Source organism: Marinimicrobium agarilyticum DSM 16975 (genome assembly GCF_000423345.1).
GTDB classification, from domain to species: domain Bacteria; phylum Pseudomonadota; class Gammaproteobacteria; order Pseudomonadales; family Cellvibrionaceae; genus Marinimicrobium; species Marinimicrobium agarilyticum.
In genome coordinates this window covers 83,857-105,590 of record NZ_AUHU01000004.1, presented here as the reverse complement: position 1 = coordinate 105,590, position 21,734 = coordinate 83,857, and the positions used below count along the sequence as shown (strand labels likewise).

Sequence of the window (21,734 nt, the reverse complement as noted above, 5' to 3'; positions counted from 1 at the left end):
ATCATACCTGAATTCGCCCACACTGGCAGCCAACACGCTCTGTCCGCCCTTCATCTGAACACTAAAATGGCGAGTGTTTTTTGAGCTTACGCTGCAGAGTACGCCGATGCATTCCCAAAGCCCGCGCAGTGAGAGAAATGTTGCCGTCATGCTCAAGCAACACCCGCTGGATGTGCTCCCACTCGAGTTCCGCCGGAGTAACTCGGCGAGCCGACTCGCTTGAGGGAGAGGCCGTTCGCGCCTCGTCCTTGAGAACCGACAGGAGTTGGCTGAGGGCCACCGGCTTGGCCAGATAGTTGGTCGCACCCCGCTTCATGGCTTCCACGGTCGTAGCAATGCTCGCGTAACCGGTCAGCACCACCAGTTGGGCTGGCTGGAACCGTCGGTTCAAGTGCTCAATGGCGCCCAGGCTGGATTCGGCACCCAGCATCAGATCCAGCAGTACCACGTTCACCGGCTCACCCTCGAAGGCGTCGGCAGCCTCCACCGAGGCGAAGGCGAGGACCCGAAACCCCTCACGCTCCAGGCGTCGGCTCATCAACTCCCGAAACACCTCGTCATCATCAATCATCACCAAAGTGCTCACGAGCCACCCTCCGCGATCGGTAACGTCAGGCGGGTACGCGTTCCGGCGTTGTCGGCGGACCAGAGCACCCGACCTCCAAACCGCTCCAGGGTGGCGTGACTGACCCGAGCCCCAACCCCAAAGCCCGACTCACTGGGCACGAACTCCGCGCCAAGCCGGGCTTGCAATTCGGGGCTGAGGGGACCGTCGTTGTCGATCTCCAGCAGCCAGTGCCCCGACTCGACACGACTGCAGACCCGCACCTCGCCTCCCGCATCCAGGGCGTTGTGCAACAAGCTCAACACGGCGGGCATGAGCGTTCGGTCCGCCCGCAACTGAAGCCCCTCAAGCGGCTGCGGCTGCGACCAGTGAATCCGGTCCCCGGGGCGGGTAATGGCCAGGGTTTTCTGCAGCGAAGCCTGCAACTCTTCCAGCGTCAGAAGCGTCAGCCGTCGCTCGCGCACATCCTCCGCGATCATCCGCCAGTCCTCCAGCAGCCCCTCTATACGCTCAAGCTGCTGGGACATCATGGTTCGCGCCCGACGGGCCTGCTCCGAGGCGACCTCTGCGGGCGCCGCGTCCAACTCCTCCAGCAGCAGACGAACCGACTGCACGGGTGTCGCCATTTCATGAGTCAATTGGGCCGCCGCCGTGCCCACGGCCAAAAGTTGCTCATCACGCAATTGCGCTTCCCGCAACCGCTGCAAGTCGGCCTCGCGCTGGCGCAGTTGACGACGTAAATATAGGAGCGTCATGGCGAGAAGCACGGCCGCGATCACGAACCCCACGACCATGGCCTCGAAGTGGCCGCTCATGCCCGCATGGCCCTCGCTCATGTCGGACATGGCGTTCAGCTGCGCGAGTTGGCAAAGAATACTGACAACCAGCAGGCCAGCGGCCAAGATCGGCGGCAACGTCAGAAACGCCAGCGCCAAGGGAATCAACAGCAACGCCGAGAAGGGGTTGGAGGCTCCGCCGGTCAGCCAGACCACCGCGTTCCACAAAAGGATATCCAGCAACAGGTGCAGTGTCAGGCGGTGTTGCTCCCGGTGGGGCCAAGGCATGAAGGACAGCAACTGCACTCCCAAAGCGCCCGCCCAGAGCCACAACCAGGGCCCGTCCAACGGCAGACCTCGACGGACAACCGGCACCAGAAGCACGGCCAACAACAGCCAGCGTACCCACTGAAGGTATTGCTCCGGGCTGCGCTCAGTGGGCCTCATGGCTTACCCCTACCGGCGGAGGATGACTCTCCATACCCTTTTCCATCTGGACGGTGCGAATATAGCGTCGGAGCCAACTCCAGGCCCAAAGTCCCACAAGGACATTGGCCATCGCGGAAGCCACGAAAATGCCTTCCAGACCAAACAACCACTGCCCGGCAAAGGCCAGGGGCAGAAACACATACACCACCCGCCCAGCCGACAACACCATCGCAGGCATGGGCTTGCCCAGCCCGTTAAAGGCGGCATTGACCGACATGACAATGCCATAGGCACCGTAGCTGAAGGGCACCACCGCCAAGTAAAAAGCCGCCACACTCAGCACGTCGGCATGATCACTGAACAGCCCCGCGAGGAACTGGCCAAATGCCCATAGCAGAATGGCCAGGAGCAACCCCAAACCGAGACAGAAGAGCGTCAACACCCGCAGCGCCTCGGTCAACCGCTGGGTTTTCCGGGCGCCCAGGTTCTGGCCGAAGAAGGGGCCGATCACGCCCGAGAGGGCGTAGAACGCGATCAGCATCAACGGCTCGATCCGCATAGCCACCCCAAGCCCGGCCACCGCATCCGCCCCGTAACGGGCCACCATCATGGTAATCACCGCGCTCGCCAGAGGCACAATGACGTTGGCCACCATCGCCGGTAACCCCACATGCACAATGGTCTGCCAGGAGCGGCGCAGCGCTGACCAGGCCACCCAGGGGTAAGTCAGTAAGCGTACCCGGAAGGCGAGAATGTAAAACGCCACCAGGAAGGTCAGAATCCGGGTGACCAGGGTTGCCAGCGCCGCGCCCTGCAGCTCCATGGCGGGGAAGATCCAGAGTCCGAAAATGAGCACCGGGTCCAGCAGCGCGTTAAACAGCGCCGCCGCGCTCATCAGGTATCCCTGGATATGGCTCATACCCAGGGCGCGCAGCGCCGACAGACACACCATCGGCACCATCAGAAACGGCGCGCTGATAAACCAGATGGACATGTAGTCGCGGATCAAGGGGCGCAACTCGGCGGAGGCCCCGAGGAGAGTAAAGAGCGGGTCCATCAACAGCCAGCCCAACAGGCACATACCGCCGGAGACCAGAAACGTCAGGCTGATGGCGTCGGTGGCCAGGCGACGGGCATGGCCAGCACTGCCCTCGCCGATGGCACGGGAAATGGCCGAAGAACTGCCCGCCCCCAGACCGATACCAAGGCTGGTGATCACCATGACAACCGGGAAGGTGAAGCTCATCGCCGCCAGCGGCTGATTGCCCAACTGGGCCACATAGAAGGTGTCCACCACGTTGAACGACATGGTGGCCATCAGGCCCCAGACCATGGGCAGGGCGAGCGCGCGCAACTGCCCGGCGACAGGCCCCTCGGTCAGTGTTGCGGTCAGCGGTCGCGCCATAAAACCCCGTGTGCCGGCCCGCCCGGCGGGCGGGTGCCTAAAAGCCGGACAGTATAACCGATTGGCCCGACGCTATAACTGGCGCGCCAGAATCAGCGCATCCTCGCGACCCCGCGCGCTGGGATAGTAATTGGGGCGCTGCCCCACTTCAAAAAATTGCTCCCGTTCGTAGAACTGAATGGCATTGCGGTTGGACAGGCGCACCTCCAGGAACATCATGCTTGCGTGAGGTCTGACCAACTCGAACGCCAGGGCCAGCAATCGCTCACCCACGCCCTGACGCTGGCGTTGCGATGCCACGGCGATGTTCAGCAGTTCGCCATCTCCGCCGGCCCAGGCCACCACCACAAAGCCCACCAGCTCCCCGCTGGCTTCCGCCAGCCAGCAATGGTGTCGACCCGCAAGGCAGTCCTCATAGCTGGAGCGACGCCAGGGGTGACTCTGCAGTTGCGACTCCAAAGCCATCACCGGCGCAATGTCGGCGGCTTCCAGGGGACGAAAGCTCAGGGCGAGGCCCGAGCGCGTCTGCGTAGGTGCCGGTGAAAATGTGTCGGTCGGTATCATCGCGTCAACAGCAGCGTTATCAGGAGGTCATGGGAAGCCAGGGCTGAAGCGATTGCCACAACGGCCGCTTGCGTGTCGGGTCCCGAAGCAGTTCGATCAGGCTGGGGGCCACCAGCGCGGAGACATTGAACCGGGGCAAATCCTGCACTTGCCCGAGCACCTCCGAATAGGACTGCCCTTCCGGCAGGAAGTAACGGGCGGCATTCTCACCCATCAGCAGGATGTGACGCACCGAGCCATTGGACAGTTCCGCCTCAAGCCAGGTGTGTAGTTCGGCGCGAGCGTCCTCCGCGGTCAGCTTTACCGCCGGGTTGTTCACCAACGGCCAGGGCAACACTTCTTCGGTGACCCGTTGGCCGTCGTGGGGGCCGAGGGCGTTGAGCAGATTGCGGAGCAGGCGGTCCGTGGGGAATGCCGACCGGGGTTCCCTGGCGTCGAGAACCAGCACCGGCAAGGGGGACCGCCAGATGCTGAGGGTAAAGGGCCTCACCCGCTCAACCGGCTCCGGCGCCGCACTGGCCGGTTCGGACGTCGGTTTCTCGGCCGTGCGCCGCCTGCTGGGCTCCTGCCGCATACCGTCCAGCACCTCGGACACCGGTGTCGGTGCCGCTGCGGGCGCTGTCACGGCTTTTTCCGGGGCTGGCCGTTCGGCCCGAGGCTCGCGCGCGACTTCCGCCGGTAGCTCGCAGGCGAAGGGCTCGGGCGCCACGCTCAGCAGCCAGCGCGGAACATACTGCTCCACGCCGAGGGCGTCCAGATAAGCCTGCCGCTGGTATTCGTTCATAGTGGCCCGTGTAGATGAAATAACCCCGGCATTCTAACAAAGACCGACCCCACCGTATGCAGCTACGAACCGTTTCCGCTCCCGGTCGGACTCCAGGGCCGTTTCCGGTATACTCGCCCCATCGACGGACCGGCGCCACGGCCGCCCCTTATTTCAATGACGGAGCACTCGGTATCGCTATGACTGCCATTCCTTTTCAAGACATTATCAAAGCCGCTCAAGAAGCCGGCGACGCCATCATGACCGTATACGCGCGGGATTTTGAGGTCTATCAAAAAAAAGATGACAGCCCGCTGACCGAAGCCGACCTGGCGGCCCACCGTGTCATTGTGAAGGCGCTGGAACAACTGACGCCGAACCTGCCCATCCTCTCGGAAGAAAGTGAAAATGCTCCCTGGGAAGAACGCCAGACCTGGGAGCGCTACTGGCTGGTGGACCCCCTGGATGGCACCAAGGAGTTTGTGAAAAAGAACGGCGAGTTTACCGTTAATATCGCGCTGATCGACCAAGGCGAGCCGGTCTGGGGCGTGGTCCACGCCCCCGCCCTGGGCAGCACCTACCACGGTGGCACCGCCACCGACGGCGCCTGGAAAACCAGCGACGGCAAAGAGGCTGCCATTACCGCCAGCCCCGCTCCCGAGGGCAAAGCCGGCTGGCGCCTGGTGGGCAGCCGCTCGCACCAAAGCGAGGACTTCAAGAACTTCGTGGCCCAGTTCGACAACCCGGAAATCAAAAGCGTTGGCAGTTCCCTGAAGATCTGCCTGGTCGCCGAAGGCGAAGCCGACCTTTACCCGCGCCTGGGCCCCACCAGCGAATGGGACACCGGCGCCGCCCACGCCGTCCTGCTCGGCGCCAAAGGCCAACTGAACGTGGCCGAAACCGGCGAGCCGTTGCGCTACAACCAGGAAGACTCGGTGCTCAACCCCTTCTTTATTGCCAAAGGGCAATAAAACGGTGAGCGCCGAACACTCCGAGTGGCAGAAAATGCTCGCGGGCGAGCGGTACAACCCCATGGACCCCGAGCTCATGAAGGCACGCCGGGACGCGCGCCTTCTGACCGAAAGCCTGAACGCCAGCCGCGACAATGAGACCAAAAAGCGCCGGAAGATCCTGCGAGAACTGATCCCCAACGGCGGCGGCAGCGTCTGGATGCAACCGCCCTTCTACTGCGACTACGGGCGCAACATCACCCTCGGCGAAAACGTCTTCTTCAACTTCAACTGCGTCATTCTGGACGTGGCGGAAGTGCGCATCGGCGCCCGCACCTTATTCGGACCGGCCGCCCAGGTTTACACCGCCACCCACCCCATGGATGCCAGGGAACGCGCCAGCGGCCTGGAGCTGGGTTTTCCCATCACCATTGGCGAGGACGTATGGGTCGGCGGCGGTGCGATCATCTGCCCTGGCGTCACAATTGGGGATAGAAGCGTGATCGGAGCCGGGAGCGTGGTCACAAAGGACATTCCTGCTGATGTGTTCGCGGCGGGAAACCCCTGCAAAGTGGTGCGCGAGCTTGCTAACGTGCCAGAAGCGCGCATTGCCACCGAGCGTCCCAAACGGCACTCTGACTAGTGCCGTCTGCGTTACAAGAAGGAGCTGGCTCCTTCACTTAACTGACTTGTACCGACCACCATCCAGGCTTAGACTGAACTTTCAGGACACGATTACACAACGCCGGGTACCCATCTATGTCAAACACTCGGGATATGTTAAGACAGCGGCTGAGCACCGACTTTTCCGCATTGGAGATTGGCGTTCTGATTGGCAGTCGCGCTCGCGGGCAGGCGCACGCGGACAGTGATTGGGATTTTGCCATTCAATGGTCGCGGGAAATTTCAGACCCGTGGGAACGGCTGAAAAAGACCGAAGCGCTGCGACAGCAGCTTGCTAAATGGCTTGGCACCTCGCCTGACCAGATTGACCTGGTGGACATCCCCTCAGCCCGGCTAGCCATAAGAGCCGCTATTGCCGAAGAGGGTATCCCTCTAAAAGGGGACGACGACCTCCCCTGGTTCCACTTCCTGAGCCGTACCTGGCGGGAACTGGAGGAATATTACTGGGACGATATTTATGCGGCTTGAGCTCTACTTACAGGAAACGGCAACCCAAGCCGAAAAGCACCGGCGTCTGTTGAAGAGTGCGGCAACGCGCCTGGAAAACGGCTCGCTGTCCGAACTGGAACAGCAGGGCGTACTCCACAGCCTACAGGTGATTATCGAAAATGCCATCGGCAAGGCGAGGCATCTGCTTAAAGCGAACAACCAGACGGTACCCGTGTCCGCCTACGATGTCATAACCGCAGCGACGGAAAACAACATACTACCAAAAGACCAAAGCTCCGAATGGGCTGCGGTTATTGGCCTCAGAAACCGGATCGTTCATGACTACCTCAACGTCGACTTTGCCGTTATCGAGGGCCTGATGAAGGAAAAGCGATACTCCCTGGTATTAGACTTTTTAACCAAGAAAGAAACGGCCTGAAAACAATAATAGGCAATAACGATTGCCCCCAGCAGAAAGCCGATACCCAATATCCAAACCACTATTTCCATCATAAGAGTGATTTCTCAACTTCCAACCTGTATAGGCCCGATGTGGGCATAGAATCGGTCATACATGGGCTTGATGCCAGGTGTGCAGCGAATCTCTTTACCGGCATGTTGCCCGGCAATCAAGTTATTCTGGAGTGCTTCCTACAACCTGATGGTAAGCTCGCTCCAAAGCGTCAAACACTTCACTGGGCACCACGTATTGATACTGTTTGCGACGATTTTTGGAAAGGCGACCGCGCTGGTCCATACAAAAGAGCACCAGCTTTGCCAGATCGCTATTGGGAATATCATAGGCGCGGTCAATATACCGGTATATTTCGTCATAACGGATTAAGAACAGTGTCTCTTCCTTTAGGTGCTGTTCAATCGCCTGGTCGGCCGCCTGAGCCATGAATTCAGCACCGCGAGTGCCGTCCCAATAGCGATAAACGGCTTCATGGCCTTTGAATTCAAACTGGTACTGGTCCTCGTCAATAAACGTCACCTCCCATAAACGCCTGACCGGCTCAGAAAATACTTGCAAGCTGGCCAGATACTCCGCCTCGTTCTGTCGCAGCACCATAGAGACCGGCAGCACCAAACCGTTTTCCAGTGAGCCCTGCTGGCAAAGTACCTGATGAAACAAGAATCGGGACAGACGACCATTGCCGTCCATAAACGGATGAATGAACACAAACCCAAACGAAACGATAGCAGCCAGCACCAGTGGGTCTACCCCCTCTGGCGGTCCGTTGGCCAGTGCCATAAGGTCATCCATCAGCTCTCGTCCCAGCACTGGAGGCGGAGGCAAATAGGTGACACCCAGCGCACCACGAAGCCCATTGCTGAGATAATTCTGCTGAGTCCTAAAGGAAGCCGCCTGACCGTAAACGTTACTGATCGTGGCATTTTGCAGCTCAACTAGGTAATCCTCGTCCAACTTCCTGGGGTTATGGGCCTGGCGCAACAAATTAACAAAGCGGGTGGCCTTGTTTTCGCTTGGGGCTTCGTTCTCTATGGCGTAGGAATCCCGGGTTTCGTGCAAGTAGGCCCAGGCCAAGGTACGGTTTAGCACCGCCTTGGGCAAAGACGCGGTAAATTCCGTGGCCTTTTGTAGCAGCCGCTTATTCAGCAGCGCCTGTAGCTCGGGCGTTCGACGCACCGTAACGCAGTAGTCCAGGGTGCCCAAACCGTTAAAGGTCACCCGCCACCGGGCATTGCGGGCGGTCCGCACACTGGTTGATGCCGTGACATACAGCGCCGGGTCAAACAGCGGCACATAAGCTTGGCGAATAGCCTCGCATTGACGATGGACGACTCGGCCACTGAAGTACTCCCAGAGATAGCAGGCCCTTCGCAAATACTGGCTACTGGGAGAAGCGTCAAAAGCGGCGCGCAATTCAGGCTCCGGCACCTTGGGTAAGGCCTGGGCCAGAATGGACAAGTTAACCCCTTCGTGCTTGAGCCCGAACAGGATATGACCCAAGATATCCTGTTCGCCCGGTGCCAGCTTGGCGGGTACCGCCATAATAGGGCCAATGACCTCCTTGCGCGTCACCGAGCGCACCTCAGCCATTGTCTCCGGCATAATCGCCTGAATGTCGCTTAGTTGCGCCAAGTATGTATAGCCGACGGGCTTCATCCGCTTTCCCTTCAACGATCGAGTTAACCAAAAAATCTACACTATAATCACTTTTTTTACACTTTTTAAGGTTTCGAGAACTTTTTTTATGCAGCTCCGCCACCACTAAAGTTCTAGACCAAGGGGCCGACCTACACAGTAACCCTTTCAGCAAATCACCAGGAACAGCGCCATGGATATCAGCGCTCTGGGGCGGACCGTCGCCCACACTGCCAATGGGCAGGCCAACCGCACGGAACTGAAAGCCGAGCCAATTCGCTCGATTTCCGCCCCGCCGCCCCTATCCGCCGAGAAAGATCAAACCTCGGGGGAGCAATACGACCCTGTCACTCTGCTGGAGCGGCCCGCGCCGGTCCAACGCGTCACGCAGGTTGAGCCGGCCTCCGGTAACAGCCAATGGGACATGCTCCTCCAACAGGCGCTGGAATCCGTGCCCGAACCCGCCGGGTGGGGTGCCGCGAGCCAGGGTCTGGGGCAACTCAGCGGCCACCGGCAATTCAGCCAACGCGCCGAAACCCAGCTGATGCCCCGGACCGAAACCCCGGATAAAGTCAGCGATCGCATCATTTCGCCTCTGGGCCGAATGAATTTTACCGCCACCCTCAAGAACGGTACAGAAGTCACCTTCGAGGTTCAGGCCGAGGCCGGTCACGGCCGCGTGGGTGGTGCCTCTGCCGCCTTTCGAGCCATTGACGTCAGCTATTCCGCCAGTGAAGAACTGACAGAGGAACAGCGAGAGGAACTCGACGCCTTCAGCCGTAAACTGGGAGAATTTGCCCGGGATTTCGCCGCTGACGGGAGCCCCGACTTAAGCCGGCTCGACCTGGGCGAGCTTAAAGAAATTCAATCGCTCGACCTGCGCATGAAAGTCTCTGACGAGCGCCTCATGGCGCTCCACTACAGCAGGGAGCCGGAATCCGGTGACCAGGCGCTGCAGATGAAGTGGAATGAACGCTCTCTGGAGCTGCTGATCGATGGCAGCACGTCAACCGGCGGTTCGCCCCAAGGCGACCTGTCACTGCTTCGCGCCACACTGATGGAAAACCTTGAGAATGCCAAAGCCAGCAAAGACGACAAACAGGCCATTCTTCAAGCCTTGACGCTGTTTGACCTGGACATGGAGGCCGGTTCCAAGAGCCTCCCCACGGGAAGCGATGCCCTGCTGACCGGCCTGCCGGATTACCACCTGAGCTTCAAGGGCAGAATCGCCTACCCGATGCCCAACACCGAACACCGGGACAAATTCATCGGTATACGAGAGCTAACCCTCAGCCAAGTGACGACAATCACCGAGCAAAATGCCCAGCGCACCATCAACCAGACCCAAACCGTTCATTTGGACGCGGCGTACTTCACGTCGCTCCCCCACCTGGAAAATCCGGGTTATGCACGGGAAAACTTCAACTGGCACGTGATCAACGAGTCCCATCAGTTAAGCAGCCAGCAAACCTGGAATGGCGCCACCCTGGAAGCGGCGACGCTCACCCGCTCGAGCCTTATCAACAATCTGCGGGAAACCTGGAGTGAGGGTGTGCTGGTAGACGAACGCCGGGATAAGCGCCAGAGCCATCGCGAGGATGACGTCACGGCTTTGATGCAGACCGCCACCGAAATGACAACGGCCGATACCCCAGAGGGCACGGCGGCTAAAGCTCAACTACAGCGTTTGCTGAGCCCAATGTAACCCTTCATTGCTCAGGCTAGAGCATGGGCCAAGCCAAGCACAGTCACAGCTACGTAAACGACTATTGACGTGTCATGGGCTCAAACACATCCGAAAGCGTCTCGGCATCCAACACCCGGTCGCCCCAGGCTTCAATCTGCTCCACTGGTGCGTTCTGCACCTGCAGACGAGTGGCTTCATCAATGTCGCCAAACCGCTTGGCCAGAAATCGCAGCAACATGGCGGCGGCTTCTTGCTGCCGACCCTCTTGCCGACCTTCTTGCCGACCCTTCTCCAGACCTTCACGCTTCCACTGTGCGGTCCAATCATCTAATTTCTCGGCCAACATGGCATCCACCTCATTCAGGTTTTGAAGCTCCGGGATTGCTTCATCTCTAAATCTTACTCGCAATAGCCGATTAAGCCAAACGGCGACCGAGCGCTGTAATGGCTGGCTGTGCGGCGCGTTCAACAAGGCCTTTAGCTGCTTGACCCGGTGGTGCATCTCATCGGTAGTTTGGCTGAACCCCAGCCCAATAATATGTCCGAGCACATTTTCTGGATAGGCCTCGCTGAAGCGCTCGGGAATATCCCGCTCATCCACCAGACAATAACTCAAATCCGGCACAAATCTCGCCAGGGCAGGATGGGGCCGATGCACCAGGTCCGCGATGTTGACCGGCCCGGTCCAGTCTCGAGTGCCGGAATAAAGCACAATCGGCAACACCGGCGGCAGCTTCCGGCCCTTGCGCAACGGCTCATGGCGAATCAGATCCTGATAGAGCAAGCCCATATAAGTCATGATCCGACACGCCATAAAATAATCATCGGATGACTGAAACTCGATCAGTAGATACAAATACAGCCAATCTGGCCCCATTTTTACCCGCCAGATACTGTCATCATGGCGCTCGCGTAAATCATCCGTGGTGAAGCTGGCTTTGAAGGGTTCCAGAGTGGAGAAGTCCAACTCGTCAATCCACTCCGGCTTGACGAAGCCCTCCAGCAGGTCCTGAACCATCCTGGGGTTGCTGAATAACAGTTTATACCCCGCATCATACGGGGTGGAATCCTTGCTATGTGGCATCTTGCCTCCTGAAACACTGGTTGGATAAACAGTATTTCAGGAGGGTCAACTTGTCAACGCTGTATGATGCGCCAAGGTTCAACGACTCCGACCCTTTGACGCGCTTTGACGTTCGGCAATTACCGGGATAACACAGCGACTGGGATTTCTCTATACCGTGTGACGGTGTATCGGCACCGCCTGGAGGTTAACTCCCAACGCGCCCAATACCTTTCTCAAAGTCTCAAAACGCGGAGCCGCACCGGGCCGCAGAGCCTTATACAAGCTTTCTCGGCCCAACCCTGAAGTCTTGGCCAGCTCACTCATGCCTCGCGCCCGAGCCACTTCACTAATCGCTTCGAGCAATTCATCCAAATCCCCATCGGCCAAAATCTCCGACAGATACGTGGCAATCATTTCCTCGTTGTCGAGGTAATCCGCCACATCAAAATCAGTAATCTCAAGCTGTTTGGTCGCATTGGCGTTCATTACTTTTCACCTCTTAATATCAGTGGCCATTTCACAGGCGGCATCAATATCCGCTTGCTGACTGGACTTATCACCACCCGACAACAATAAGTAAACTCGCTTACCGGTCTGCATGTAATACACTCTATAGCCTGGGCCGGTAGGGATTCGCATTTCGAAGACACCCTTGCCTACGGCTTTAACGTCCCCAACGTTTCCTTTTTTCGCTCGTTTTATGCGTCGTAGAATGGCCGTTCGACCTTGATGGTCCTTTACACGGCTCAACCAACGGCGAAATACACCCGTTTGTTGTACTTCGTACATTCCCAAAATCCCCAACCCATAAGCACAACTGTATCCAGTTAGATACACCCTGTCAAGTAAAGTTCCTCTCCCTGTAGCGTGGAAATCCGCGCAATCAGCTTAGCGCCCCAAGCTTCAACCTCTTCCACTGACGCGCTCCGCACCCGCCAGGTACTGTCGTCCTGAAGCTACTGAACAACGGTTTATTCCCCGCATCATACGGGGCGGAATCCTTGCTATGTGGCATCTTGCCTCCTGAAATACTGGTTGGATAAACAGTATTTCAGGAAGGTCTATTTGTCAACGCGGCATGGTGCGCCAAGGTTCAACGACTCCGACCCTTTGACTCTGATGACGTCACGGCTCTACTGCGGAGCGCGACCAAAAGGTCAGACTCCAGCAATCCCGAGAGCATGATCGCAACAAACCAGTTGCGAGAGCCCCTGCGCCTTATGTAATCATCTGAAGGGGTTTTTCCCCGAAATTGCCTTTGACAGGAATACGACACCCACGACCAGTGGAACAACCAGGGCAAAGAAAAGCAGCCAGGATTCATATGTGAGGCCGAAATACGCAGCAATCACCACGGCTGGAACGACCAAAAGCTGGCCGGCAACCTCTCCGATGCTCCAGCGCAATGATCCAAAGAACCCCGGCTTCCCCCTCTTTTTGTTCTCATTCTCCATCTCAGCCGCAGACCTCTTCCAGATTCTGGTTCTCTGGCCGAGCACAGAACTCACTAATAGGAACAGGGCCTGAACTCGTATCGTTGAAGTAATCAACTGCCACGACCTGGGCGAGAAGGGCCTCTCCAGAGATTTTCGAGTCAACATTAGGAGGCGACGGGAAAAACCCAACCCCGCCAGACCGATCGCCACCAACTCCAGGGCCCGGCACGCTCAGCAACTTGCCTCGGTTACTCCCGCTGATCTGAGAAAAATTTGCGCATTTCACCAGTTACACGCCCTTGGTTCAGTTGCCAGAAACCCAGCGGACCACGGAGCAACTCAAAGTCATAATGCCCGCGTTGAGCCGGGCGCACCCAAAACTCTTCGAAGCCGATGAATACAAGCGGTGGATAGCTCTCACCCACCGACTCGTACTCCCCCGGCGCTACCGACTGGTAGATGACCACTTCCGCTTGACCGCCGGATGCGCGTTGACCCTCATAGCCGCCGGCCAACATGCAACTTCAATAGAGGGACCGGACAGAAGCGTCACAGACAATCGCTCAAGGCGCATCGCGCCCTTCCCCAAGCCCGCGCAAGTCAAAATCAGGCCTGATTTTGTCACTATCCACCCACCGGGTTGAATCCAGGCACCTCACTGGGCCGGTGCTCGAGTGCAGCCGGATTTGGCGAAGCCAGGGCTTTTTAGCACCGGGGTTGAGGTTTCCCTTGTACCAACTCTCTCCAGCGCACTCCAGGGCAGAAACCAGGAAGGCTTAATCAACGACGCCAAAGGCAGAGAATTATTGGAACGAATGCCGCAGGCATCCACCACCAAGCTAACTTGCCTGGCGACATAGAACGCCGAAAACCAAGTACCCAAGCTCAGTATAAGCAAGCTGAAAAGCGGCATGCCTATATCGATCATCAACCGATTTACGTCCTCTGCCTCAGCAATTAGTAACCCCATTGCCACATCAATAATATGATAATGGCAACCGGCATTAACAGCGGGCGTGCACCTTGGTCTCTGTGAAGGGGGTTACTCGACCAGCATAGCGGACATTGGGTTAGGACGTGGAAGCCATAGTGCTAAAGTATATACATATGGTTGGTCATTAGAAGTAAGCGTGAACGGCACGCTGGTAACTATCAGCTGGTTCGCGGAGCCCCAACAAATAGACAGAATACGGGCTTTATCGAAGAACACAGGGCTGGACGAAGCAGAAGGCTTGGAATGCTGTCAGTCCTTGAACAACGAATAGCACGGGAACAACAACCCCAACTTTACAGAAATGTAGACGCCCCCCCCAAACAAAAACCCCCGCCGAAGCGAGGGTCTTTTCGAGAAGAGAGGGGGTAATAGGCGATCTACCCCCCCTTCTACTTTTTTCACCTTAAATTAACGACGTGGGACAAACTTCTGTTCCATTGTGCCCTTAGAGAAGTCCCAGACTACACCACCGGTGGTACTTGCTGTTGGGGTAGCAAGGTAAGTCTTCCCAGCGATCTCAGCGGGAACACCGTTAGCTTCCGTATCCATGGTTACTGTCAGCACGCCGTTCGCACCAATACCAACGCTGGCGACATTGCCGAGCGCATGATCGGTCGCCGTGCAAGATACACCAGAGAAACCTGACAGTGCCGTGCAATCAGCTGGAAGCTTTGCGTATCGAGCTGCGTACTCGCCAACCTCCAACTGAATTGGGCGCAGCGCCGCCAGACTGTTGCTGGATTCTGTTCGAGTCACATAATCCCGGTATTGCGGAATAGCAACTGCAGCCAAAATACCAATAATCGCAATAACGATCATCAATTCAATCAAGGTAAAACCTTTTTGATTTTGATTTGTTTGTTTCATGTTTCTCAATCTCCACGTGGGGAAAAATTAGGGGCACAATGCACAATGCAGGTCTCATGCCAACTTTAAAAAATTCGGTAGAGTCCAGCTCAGGCACGTATTTCAAAGGATCCAGTGCTCACCTACCGCCGCCTCACCAAATCCAATATGCGCCATAGGCGTCAATCACCGCTCAAAAGTGACAATTTACGTCAGCGGCATTCAGCCCACTCTTGAAGAATTCTGACAGGACATGAATATGCTTCCTTTTCAGCCACCTTCTGGTCAGAGCTCCTTAACAGCTGCATAATGTTCGCGAGGTTCGTCCCCACCTGAATCAGGGCCTTCACCAAAATTGTAGATATACCATGCACTTATCATATACAGTTAAGATTCTGCTTTGACTCGCGCGCCGTCCGCCTATCAGAATTCGGGACCAAGAGTCGAACTACAGAATAAAAGTTCTTGGGAATCAGTTAGTTATGAACACTTCCACACCTGCATTGAGTGGCTTAGCCCGGCGACTGGTCCAGGACGGCTTGCTGGGGACTGAGCTCGCGGCAAAGGCTCAAACCCAGGCTTCCAAAGACCGAATCCCGTTTGTTCAGCATGTCGTCAGCCAGAAGATCCTGGAAGCCGCCATCGTCGCCCGAGTAGCCGCTGACGAATTTGGCACTCCGGTCTTCGATCTTGATAGTCTCACGCTATCATCGATCCCCAGTCAATTAGTTGACCAGAAACTGATTCAGAAGCATCACACCTTACCCTTGATGAGGCGGGGCAACCGCCTATTCCTGGCTGTCGCCGACCCGACCAACCTCCACGCTCTGGACGAAATCAAGTTCAATACCGGTTTGAACACCGACCCCATTCTGGTTGAAGCTGACAAGCTCGCAGTAGCCATTGACCGCTATATAAATGCTCAAGAGGAATCCATTGGAGATGCCCTGGGTGGGCTTGATGATGAAGCGCTGGACAGCTTGGAGACCGAAGGGGGCGAAACCGAAGGGCCCAAAGACGAGCCAGGCAAAGAAGAGGATGAAGCCCCTGTCGTTCGCTTTATCAACAAAATTTTGCTGGATGCCATTAAAGGCGGAGCCTCGGATATTCACTTTGAGCCTTATGAGAAGGCCTACCGGGTCCGGTTTCGAACCGACGGCATACTACAGGAAATAGCCAAGCCCCCCATCACGCTGGGGACCCGTCTGGCGGCCCGCTTGAAAGTCATGTCTCAAATGGACATTTCAGAGAGGCGGGTACCGCAAGACGGGCGTATTAAGATGAAGATTTCCAAAAACCGGGCCATCGATTTCCGGGTCAACACTTTGCCAACCCTGTTCGGTGAGAAGGTCGTACTGCGTATTCTCGACCCGAGCTCAGCGAAAATGGGCATTGACGCGTTGGGCTACGAGGATTACCAAAAAAAGCTGTATTTGGATGCGTTAATGCAACCTCAAGGCATGATTCTGGTGACCGGCCCTACCGGTTCCGGTAAAACCGTTTCGCTGTATACCGGCCTGAATATACTAAACACAAGTGAGCGCAATATTTCCACGGCGGAAGATCCCGTAGAAATTAACCTGGAAGGAGTTAATCAAGTACAGGTGAACACTCGAGTGGGACTGACCTTCGCCGAGTCTCTCCGTTCCTTCCTCCGTCAGGACCCGGACATCGTCATGGTGGGGGAGATCCGGGACCTGGAAACGGCCGAAATTTCCATTAAAGCCGCCCAAACGGGGCACTTGGTGCTATCGACCCTTCATACCAACAGCGCCCCGGAAACGCTGACTCGCCTGCTCAATATGGGCGTCCCAGCGTTTAACGTGGCCACCAGTGTGAGTCTGATTATCGCCCAGCGCCTGGCTCGGCGCCTGTGCAAGAACTGTAAGAAGCCGGCAACGGACATCCCGGATGCCGTTCTGACCGAGGAGGGCTTCGACGAGATCGGTATCCCTCGGAACGAACTAGAGCTCTACCACCCCGTCGGCTGCGCTCAGTGTACCAATGGTTATAAGGGGCGTGTGGGTGTCTATGAAGTAGTTCGCATCACACCGACCATTTCCAGCCTTATAATGGAAGGTGGCAACTCGATACAGATTGCCAAAGCCGCCCGCGAAGCGGGCTTTAATAACCTGCGTGTTTCCGCCCTGCGCAAAGTAGCGCAAGGCCTGACCAGCCTTGAAGAAGCCAACCGAGTCACCAAGGATTAACGCTTATGGCCACTACCGCACAAGCTCGAAAAACGCGTCCTGCGGCACCCAGCAAAAAGAAAGTTGTCGCCAGTGGACCCACGTCGGCCACTTACATCTATAAGGGATTGGACAAGAAAGGCAATAGAGCTGAAGGAGAGATAGAGGGTTCCAGCCCCGCTATCGTGAAAGCTCGGTTGCTGAAGCAGGGAATTCGTACCAAGACGGTCAAAAAAAAGCCGAAACCCCTTTTCGGGGAGGGGGGAAAGAAAGTCAAGCCTGCAGATATTGCCATTTTTTCTCGTCAAATGGCCACTATGATGAAAGCGGGGGTTCCTTTAGTACAATCTTTCGACATCGTAGCAGAAGGCCTAGACAATCCGAATGTACGAAAGCTAATCCACGAAATTCGCGATGATGTCGCCGCTGGCGGCGGCTTTGGGCAGGCATTGCGTAAACACCCCAAATATTTTGATGACCTTTTTTGCAGCCTAGTGGAATCCGGCGAACAGTCAGGCGCACTCGAAACCATGCTGGATAGAGTGGCCACCTACAAGGAAAAAACAGAGGCACTAAAGGCCAAAATCAAAAAGGCTATGACCTACCCTATAGCTGTTGTTGTGGTCGCATTTATCGTAACCGCCATCTTGTTGATCAAAGTCGTGCCAACGTTTGCCGAAACGTTCGCAGGTTTCGGGGCTGAACTGCCAGCGTTCACGCTATTTGTTATGAACATATCAGACTTCATGGTCGCATATTGGTTCCATACACTGCTAGGTTTAGCAGCCTTTGCGTTCGGGTTTAAGGAGTTGAAGAAGCGATCGAATGCGGTTGCCTACGCCGTTGATAAGTATATTTTAAAGTTACCGGTGATCGGTGAGATCATCTACTTGTCAATTATGGCTCGTTTCTCCCGCACACTAGCAACCACTTTTGCCGCCGGTGTTCCGTTAATTGATGCGCTGACATCTGTGGCTGGAGCCGCCGGCAATCAGCTGTACAGCAACGCCATCATCAAAGTCCGTGACGACGTCTCTACAGGTATCCAGCTTAATACCGCCATCAGAGCACAAAAGATGTTTCCCACGCTGTTAATTCAAATGTCTTCTATCGGTGAGGAGTCCGGCGCGCTGGATGAAATGCTGGAAAAGGTTGCGATCTACTACGAAGACGAAGTCGATAACCGGGTGGACAGCCTGACCTCGCTCCTGGAGCCTATCATCATGTCCGTTTTGGGTGTCCTGGTCGGCGGCCTGTTGATCGCCATGTACCTGCCAATTTTCCAAATGGGGTCGGTTATTTAAGTGTATTCATTCTCCGAGGTCTTTGTTTTGTACCCTTCCGTGGCGCTTATCAGCGCCACAGTTTTAGGGCTGCTGGTCGGCAGTTTCCTGAATGTGGTCATCTACCGGCTCCCCAAGATGCTCCAGGCCGGTTGGCGGGAACAGTGCTGTGAGCTGTTGGAGCAGGAGCCGCCCGAGCCCAAGCGGTTTAACCTGATCACTCCCAATTCCACCTGCCCGCACTGCGGCCATGGCATCAAACCCTGGGAGAATATTCCGGTCATCAGCTACCTGATTCAGCGGGGTAAGTGTACCGCCTGCAAGGGGACGATTTCCGCTCGTTACCCGATTATCGAGCTGGTCACCGGCCTGCTGAGCCTGTTTATCATTTATCGGTTTGGGGTCACGTGGGAAGGCGGCGCGGCGCTGGTACTGACCTGGTCTCTGATTGCTCTGACCGTGATCGATTTCGACACTCAGTTGCTGCCGGATGCGATCACCCTACCGCTGTTGTGGCTTGGCTTGATTGTGAACCACCTGGGGGGCTTTGTTTCCCTTGAGGACGCTTTGTGGGGCGCCATTGCCGGCTACCTGTCGCTTTGGCTCATTTACTGGGGTTTCAAGTTGCTGACCGGCAAGGAGGGCATGGGCTATGGCGACTTCAAACTCCTGGGCGCGCTCGGTGCCTGGCTGGGCTGGCAGATGCTGCCGGTGGTGGTGCTGCTCTCCTCTTTTGTGGGCGCGGCCATTGGCATCGGGATGATGCTGATCCTCGGTCGGGATAAAAACATTCCCATGCCTTTCGGGCCCTACCTCGCGATCGCCGGCTGGCTGGCCTTTATCTGGGGCGACCAAATGATCCAGCAATACCTGCAATTTTTCGCCTTGTAGTTGTTATGGCAAATCTGATTGTTGGTGTCACAGGCGGCATTGGCAGTGGCAAGTCCGCGGTGATGCAGGCTTTTGAGTGGCTCGGCATCGTCGCGGAGGATGCCGATGTCATGGCCCGGGTAGTGGTTGAGCCAGGCAAACCCGCCCTGAAAGCGATTGTGGAGCATTTCGGCCCCGACGTGCTCGCTCCCGACGGTTCTCTCAACCGCCCCGCCCTTCGTCAGGTTATTTTTTCCGATGCCAACGCCAAGCTATGGTTGGAGAATCTGCTCCACCCGTTGATCAATCAGGAGTTGGAAAAGCGACTCGCGGCAGCGCAGAGTCCCTACGCTCTGCTCGTATCCCCGTTATTGTTTGAAACCGGCCAGAACCGTCTGGTGGACCGGGTATTGGTGGTGGATGTGCCGGAAGCCCTTCAACTGGAGCGCGCCAGTAAAAGAGATGGCGTGGACGTAGGGCAGATTCAGCGAATTATGGCCAGCCAGATGGACCGCCAGGAACGGCTCGCCCGGGCGAACGAGGTGCTGGATAACAGCGGAGATTTGGCGTCAATGCAACAGCAGGTGGAGCGGTTGCATCGGGAGTATTTGAGCATGAGCAGCGCGGCCAGGTAGGGAGCGGACGCGCAGGGTTTGGCGGCTGATTATACGAAAGGTCGCGAATTTATGGCGGAACCGCTTACCCGGGAGGGCTATGCGAGGAAAGATTTACTTTCCATTGTATCTAACAGAGAGACATTCCGCCTCACTATCTACGTAAACCAAACGCTTGTAGAAAAACCAAGTGTACGAACGTGGTTGGCAAATCTCATAACCCTTTTCTAAAAGAAAATGGTTCGCGGGAAAATGAATCGCTTGAGGCAACACTATAAGACTTGCAAACCCTACAGTAAAACCAATATTTGTCACTGTTTTCAGTTTACCCGTTACCGGCCTTTTCAGCATAGCAAAAAACACCAGAGCGTAAGTCATCATTGCCGACAAAATGCCGAGGCCAAATAAATACAAAAAGCCTTTGTTAATACTGACTGTGCTGCCCAAGTCCGTCACCCCCCGAACAATGGCAACCACTTCAGCAATGAACACTATTAAAGCAGCAATCGCTGAGCCGCCAAACAGCGCGAGGCAGAAAATCTGGGCGACCACTGACCCTTGGGGTTCTTGCTTCATAGAAAACCCAAAGAGGTAAATTTTTGAAATGAAGGACGTGAAAAATCAACCAAATGATCATTCATCAGATTTGCATTGTGGTCTTTAGAAAGGGCTCACCAGGTCGGAGGAAAACACCAGGCCCTCCAGGCCGGCTGACTCGACGTGCTGGCGAAATGACGCTGTGCAATAGGTCGCCCGGCAGCCGTCAAAGTCTGTTTTGAAGACCTGCTCGCCTCTGATCGCGGCCTCATCAAAGGAGACCGAGAGGACATCAATAACGGCCCCATTCTCCACCAGCCGGTCGCTTTGCTCCTGGTTCGGGGCCACCACGGACCGGCAATTGAAAGCCCAATAGGTGCCTGCCGGCGTCTCCAGAGACAACAACTCCCCTTTATCCTGTAGGTACGCCTCCAGCGCATTCTTTGCCCGCTGCGACAGGACCAGCACGCCCGGAATCCAGATGGTGATGTCAGGGGTGACGTCGGACTCGGTAACGCCTTTCACAGGCTCAAATTTGGCCGTGACACCGCTCCACACCTCCCTCACAGACAGGTTGTAGGCGTTAAAATGCATGATTTCCTTGGGGCTCAAATGCCGACGGAACCGCATGATCAGATCGGTCGTGGGCAGCATAAAGGCCTGGTAGTGACGGTAATCTGGCTTGATTTGATAAACAGTCACAGTGTGGGCCTCCAGTGCACATCCTTGGGTGCCGTTACCTGTCTGGGCTGCTGACCATCTCGCAGCAGGACCCGAAGTCTGGTCAGCACGGCGCGAACGGCGTGCTCGTCGATTTGGGGATCAACTAAGGTGTTGACCCAGGTTTCATAGTTGTACGTGTGTATTTCTGAATGGGCAGGTGCGTTAGGCATCGACCAATGCCCACGATCAGCCTTGGTCCGGGGCATCCAGGTTCCGTTGCCCGGATCGTTGATTCGGACGCCGGCCAGGTGGATATTCAGTCTCGCGCGCACCGTATTGGGGTGCCGGCCCTTGCCAGCGACAATGTGGTGCGGAGAGTGGCGTCTGGAGGGTTGCGGGCGCCCATCGGCGCGCATATTACGCGCCAGCACTGTCGTAGGGTGATGGGGCTCGTCCATCAACGCCACAGGGTCTTTCTCGGCCTGCTGGCGGCCCCAGCCCTGATATTCTGCAAGGCGCGCCTGAATCTGGGCGAGACAAGCCACTTTCAGCCGCTCATTCTTCAGGTGTTTCAGTGCAGAGTTGAGCTCGCTTTCCCGTTTTTGGCGAGCCTTGGGGCTCTCCGGAACCGGCCCGGCAACTTTCGCATGGTAAGCCTTGGCTTCTACCTCAAATTGGGCTATGGCTGCTTCCAGAGGTGACATCTCATGGCGCAGCGGCGTAATGCGGTAGCCCTCCCGGTACTCCATACTCAATATACGATCAGTTTCCATTGTGCGTCCTTCCTCCTTCTGGAAAATAAGAGTGAAATTATACCACGCAAGCTCTCCTCAAACTGAGACCTTATTGGTATTTGCGGTGGCGCGCTTCGCGC

At 56.5% G+C, this 21,734-nt stretch carries 24 protein-coding genes; 9 read left to right on the top strand and 15 right to left on the bottom strand.

Annotated elements, in window-relative coordinates; translation table 11 throughout:
* Window positions 1-61: 61 nt before the first annotated feature.
* From G547_RS0103485 to G547_RS0103465, 5 genes are all read right to left on the bottom strand, one after another.
* Entirely contained in the window at window positions 62-586 is a 525-nt protein-coding gene (locus G547_RS0103485; protein ID WP_027328640.1) for a response regulator transcription factor, read from the bottom strand.
* Entirely contained in the window at window positions 583-1,788 is a 1,206-nt protein-coding gene (locus G547_RS0103480; protein ID WP_051234748.1) for a sensor histidine kinase, read from the bottom strand. The genes G547_RS0103485 and G547_RS0103480 overlap by 4 nt, the downstream gene beginning before the upstream one ends.
* Window positions 1,775-3,175, bottom strand: coding sequence for an MATE family efflux transporter (locus G547_RS0103475; RefSeq protein WP_027328638.1), 1,401 nt, complete (start codon window positions 3,173-3,175; stop codon window positions 1,775-1,777). The genes G547_RS0103480 and G547_RS0103475 overlap by 14 nt, the downstream gene beginning before the upstream one ends.
* Window positions 3,176-3,247: 72 nt before the next feature.
* Complete coding sequence (gene rimI / locus G547_RS0103470) at window positions 3,248-3,739, bottom strand: ribosomal protein S18-alanine N-acetyltransferase (protein ID WP_051234746.1); 492 nt, start codon at window positions 3,737-3,739, stop codon at window positions 3,248-3,250.
* Between the two features lie 19 nt (window positions 3,740-3,758).
* Entirely contained in the window at window positions 3,759-4,523 is a 765-nt protein-coding gene (locus G547_RS0103465) for a uracil-DNA glycosylase family protein (RefSeq protein WP_027328636.1), read from the bottom strand.
* Window positions 4,524-4,702: 179 nt separating this feature from the next.
* On the opposite strand from G547_RS0103465, the gene cysQ reads away from it, so the two are divergent.
* The 4 genes from cysQ (at window position 4,703) to hepT (ending at window position 7,004) form a co-directional block, all read left to right on the top strand.
* Window positions 4,703-5,473, top strand: a complete 771-nt coding sequence (cysQ, locus tag G547_RS0103460; protein WP_027328635.1) for a 3'(2'),5'-bisphosphate nucleotidase CysQ — start codon at window positions 4,703-4,705, stop codon at window positions 5,471-5,473.
* A gap of 4 nt (window positions 5,474-5,477) precedes the next feature.
* Complete coding sequence (locus G547_RS19995) at window positions 5,478-6,095, top strand: sugar O-acetyltransferase (RefSeq protein ID WP_281167744.1); 618 nt, start codon at window positions 5,478-5,480, stop codon at window positions 6,093-6,095.
* A gap of 116 nt (window positions 6,096-6,211) precedes the next feature.
* Entirely contained in the window at window positions 6,212-6,604 is a 393-nt protein-coding gene (gene mntA / locus G547_RS0103450) for a type VII toxin-antitoxin system MntA family adenylyltransferase antitoxin (protein WP_211224488.1), read from the top strand.
* A complete protein-coding gene (gene hepT / locus G547_RS0103445) occupies window positions 6,594-7,004 on the top strand; it encodes a type VII toxin-antitoxin system HepT family RNase toxin (protein ID WP_027328633.1) in 411 nt (136 codons plus the stop codon). The genes mntA and hepT overlap by 11 nt, the downstream gene beginning before the upstream one ends.
* A 195-nt stretch (window positions 7,005-7,199) precedes the next feature.
* Here hepT and G547_RS0103440 read toward each other — a convergent pair whose 3' ends face one another.
* Window positions 7,200-8,696 (bottom strand): Fic family protein, encoded by a 1,497-nt coding sequence (locus G547_RS0103440; RefSeq protein ID WP_027328632.1) that lies wholly within the window; start codon window positions 8,694-8,696, stop codon window positions 7,200-7,202.
* A 172-nt stretch (window positions 8,697-8,868) separates the two neighbouring features.
* Between G547_RS0103440 and G547_RS0103435 the strand changes: the two genes are divergently transcribed.
* Complete coding sequence (locus G547_RS0103435) at window positions 8,869-10,380, top strand: hypothetical protein (protein ID WP_027328631.1); 1,512 nt, start codon at window positions 8,869-8,871, stop codon at window positions 10,378-10,380.
* A 61-nt stretch (window positions 10,381-10,441) separates the two neighbouring features.
* On the opposite strand, the gene G547_RS0103430 is transcribed toward G547_RS0103435, so the two are convergent.
* The 6 genes from G547_RS0103430 to G547_RS19990 all read right to left on the bottom strand — a co-directional run bounded on the left by G547_RS0103430 (window position 10,442) and on the right by G547_RS19990 (window position 14,725).
* Window positions 10,442-11,446 carry an Rpn family recombination-promoting nuclease/putative transposase gene (locus G547_RS0103430; RefSeq protein ID WP_027328630.1) on the bottom strand — a complete coding sequence of 335 codons (1,005 nt, stop codon included), beginning with the start codon at window positions 11,444-11,446 and terminating at the stop codon, window positions 10,442-10,444.
* Between the two features lie 150 nt (window positions 11,447-11,596).
* The gene (locus G547_RS0103425; protein ID WP_027328629.1) at window positions 11,597-11,914 is read right to left on the bottom strand and encodes an addiction module antidote protein; all 318 of its coding nucleotides are present in this window, start codon (window positions 11,912-11,914) and stop codon (window positions 11,597-11,599) included.
* Window positions 11,915-11,920: 6 nt separating this feature from the next.
* A complete protein-coding gene (locus G547_RS0103420; RefSeq protein ID WP_027328628.1) occupies window positions 11,921-12,217 on the bottom strand; it encodes a type II toxin-antitoxin system RelE/ParE family toxin in 297 nt (98 codons plus the stop codon).
* 437 nt (window positions 12,218-12,654) lie between these two features.
* Window positions 12,655-12,978 carry a hypothetical protein gene (locus tag G547_RS0103415; RefSeq protein ID WP_157209774.1) on the bottom strand — a complete coding sequence of 108 codons (324 nt, stop codon included), beginning with the start codon at window positions 12,976-12,978 and terminating at the stop codon, window positions 12,655-12,657.
* Between the two features lie 134 nt (window positions 12,979-13,112).
* Entirely contained in the window at window positions 13,113-13,382 is a 270-nt protein-coding gene (locus G547_RS0103410; protein WP_027328626.1) for a hypothetical protein, read from the bottom strand.
* Between the two features lie 884 nt (window positions 13,383-14,266).
* On the bottom strand, window positions 14,267-14,725 hold the full coding sequence (locus tag G547_RS19990; protein WP_036186969.1) for a pilin: 459 nt from the start codon (window positions 14,723-14,725) through the stop codon (window positions 14,267-14,269).
* 461 nt (window positions 14,726-15,186) lie between these two features.
* Here G547_RS19990 and pilB point away from each other — a divergent pair, with 461 nt between their 5' ends.
* From pilB to coaE, 4 genes are read left to right on the top strand one after another with little or no spacing between them, the layout of a single operon-like run.
* Window positions 15,187-16,914, top strand: coding sequence for a type IV-A pilus assembly ATPase PilB (gene pilB / locus G547_RS0103395; protein ID WP_027328624.1), 1,728 nt, complete (start codon window positions 15,187-15,189; stop codon window positions 16,912-16,914).
* A 5-nt stretch (window positions 16,915-16,919) separates the two neighbouring features.
* Window positions 16,920-18,197, top strand: a complete 1,278-nt coding sequence (locus G547_RS0103390) for a type II secretion system F family protein (RefSeq protein WP_084645636.1) — start codon at window positions 16,920-16,922, stop codon at window positions 18,195-18,197.
* Between the two features lie 27 nt (window positions 18,198-18,224).
* Window positions 18,225-19,067, top strand: coding sequence for a prepilin peptidase (locus tag G547_RS0103385; protein WP_027328622.1), 843 nt, complete (start codon window positions 18,225-18,227; stop codon window positions 19,065-19,067).
* 5 nt (window positions 19,068-19,072) lie between these two features.
* Window positions 19,073-19,681 (top strand): dephospho-CoA kinase, encoded by a 609-nt coding sequence (gene coaE / locus G547_RS0103380; RefSeq protein ID WP_027328621.1) that lies wholly within the window; start codon window positions 19,073-19,075, stop codon window positions 19,679-19,681.
* 93 nt (window positions 19,682-19,774) lie between these two features.
* Here coaE and G547_RS0103375 read toward each other — a convergent pair whose 3' ends face one another.
* The 3 genes from G547_RS0103375 to G547_RS0103365 all read right to left on the bottom strand — a co-directional run bounded on the left by G547_RS0103375 (window position 19,775) and on the right by G547_RS0103365 (window position 21,633).
* Window positions 19,775-20,236: a hypothetical protein gene (locus tag G547_RS0103375; RefSeq protein WP_027328620.1), complete on the bottom strand. Its 462-nt coding sequence runs from the start codon at window positions 20,234-20,236 to the stop codon at window positions 19,775-19,777.
* 84 nt (window positions 20,237-20,320) lie between these two features.
* Window positions 20,321-20,899 (bottom strand): hypothetical protein, encoded by a 579-nt coding sequence (locus tag G547_RS0103370; protein ID WP_027328619.1) that lies wholly within the window; start codon window positions 20,897-20,899, stop codon window positions 20,321-20,323.
* Entirely contained in the window at window positions 20,896-21,633 is a 738-nt protein-coding gene (locus G547_RS0103365; RefSeq protein WP_051234745.1) for an AHH domain-containing protein, read from the bottom strand. The genes G547_RS0103370 and G547_RS0103365 overlap by 4 nt, the downstream gene beginning before the upstream one ends.
* Window positions 21,634-21,734 lie beyond the last annotated feature (101 nt).

Coding starts and splice junctions, on each gene's coding strand:
- G547_RS0103480 (WP_051234748.1), bottom strand. CDS start 1,788: ATGAGGCCCACTGAGCGCAGCCCGGAGCAATACCTTCAGTGGGTACGC.
- G547_RS0103475 (WP_027328638.1), bottom strand. CDS start 3,175: ATGGCGCGACCGCTGACCGCAACACTGACCGAGGGGCCTGTCGCCGGG.
- rimI (WP_051234746.1), bottom strand. CDS start 3,739: ATGATACCGACCGACACATTTTCACCGGCACCTACGCAGACGCGCTCG.
- G547_RS0103465 (WP_027328636.1), bottom strand. CDS start 4,523: ATGAACGAATACCAGCGGCAGGCTTATCTGGACGCCCTCGGCGTGGAG.
- cysQ (WP_027328635.1), top strand. CDS start 4,703: ATGACTGCCATTCCTTTTCAAGACATTATCAAAGCCGCTCAAGAAGCC.
- mntA (WP_211224488.1), top strand. CDS start 6,212: ATGTCAAACACTCGGGATATGTTAAGACAGCGGCTGAGCACCGACTTT.
- hepT (WP_027328633.1), top strand. CDS start 6,594: ATGCGGCTTGAGCTCTACTTACAGGAAACGGCAACCCAAGCCGAAAAG.
- G547_RS0103440 (WP_027328632.1), bottom strand. CDS start 8,696: ATGAAGCCCGTCGGCTATACATACTTGGCGCAACTAAGCGACATTCAG.
- G547_RS0103435 (WP_027328631.1), top strand. CDS start 8,869: ATGGATATCAGCGCTCTGGGGCGGACCGTCGCCCACACTGCCAATGGG.
- G547_RS0103430 (WP_027328630.1), bottom strand. CDS start 11,446: ATGCCACATAGCAAGGATTCCACCCCGTATGATGCGGGGTATAAACTG.
- G547_RS0103425 (WP_027328629.1), bottom strand. CDS start 11,914: ATGAACGCCAATGCGACCAAACAGCTTGAGATTACTGATTTTGATGTG.
- G547_RS0103420 (WP_027328628.1), bottom strand. CDS start 12,217: ATGTACGAAGTACAACAAACGGGTGTATTTCGCCGTTGGTTGAGCCGT.
- G547_RS0103410 (WP_027328626.1), bottom strand. CDS start 13,382: ATGTTGGCCGGCGGCTATGAGGGTCAACGCGCATCCGGCGGTCAAGCG.
- G547_RS19990 (WP_036186969.1), bottom strand. CDS start 14,725: ATGAAACAAACAAATCAAAATCAAAAAGGTTTTACCTTGATTGAATTG.
- pilB (WP_027328624.1), top strand. CDS start 15,187: ATGAACACTTCCACACCTGCATTGAGTGGCTTAGCCCGGCGACTGGTC.
- G547_RS0103390 (WP_084645636.1), top strand. CDS start 16,920: ATGGCCACTACCGCACAAGCTCGAAAAACGCGTCCTGCGGCACCCAGC.
- coaE (WP_027328621.1), top strand. CDS start 19,073: ATGGCAAATCTGATTGTTGGTGTCACAGGCGGCATTGGCAGTGGCAAG.
- G547_RS0103375 (WP_027328620.1), bottom strand. CDS start 20,236: ATGAAGCAAGAACCCCAAGGGTCAGTGGTCGCCCAGATTTTCTGCCTC.
- G547_RS0103365 (WP_051234745.1), bottom strand. CDS start 21,633: ATGGAAACTGATCGTATATTGAGTATGGAGTACCGGGAGGGCTACCGC.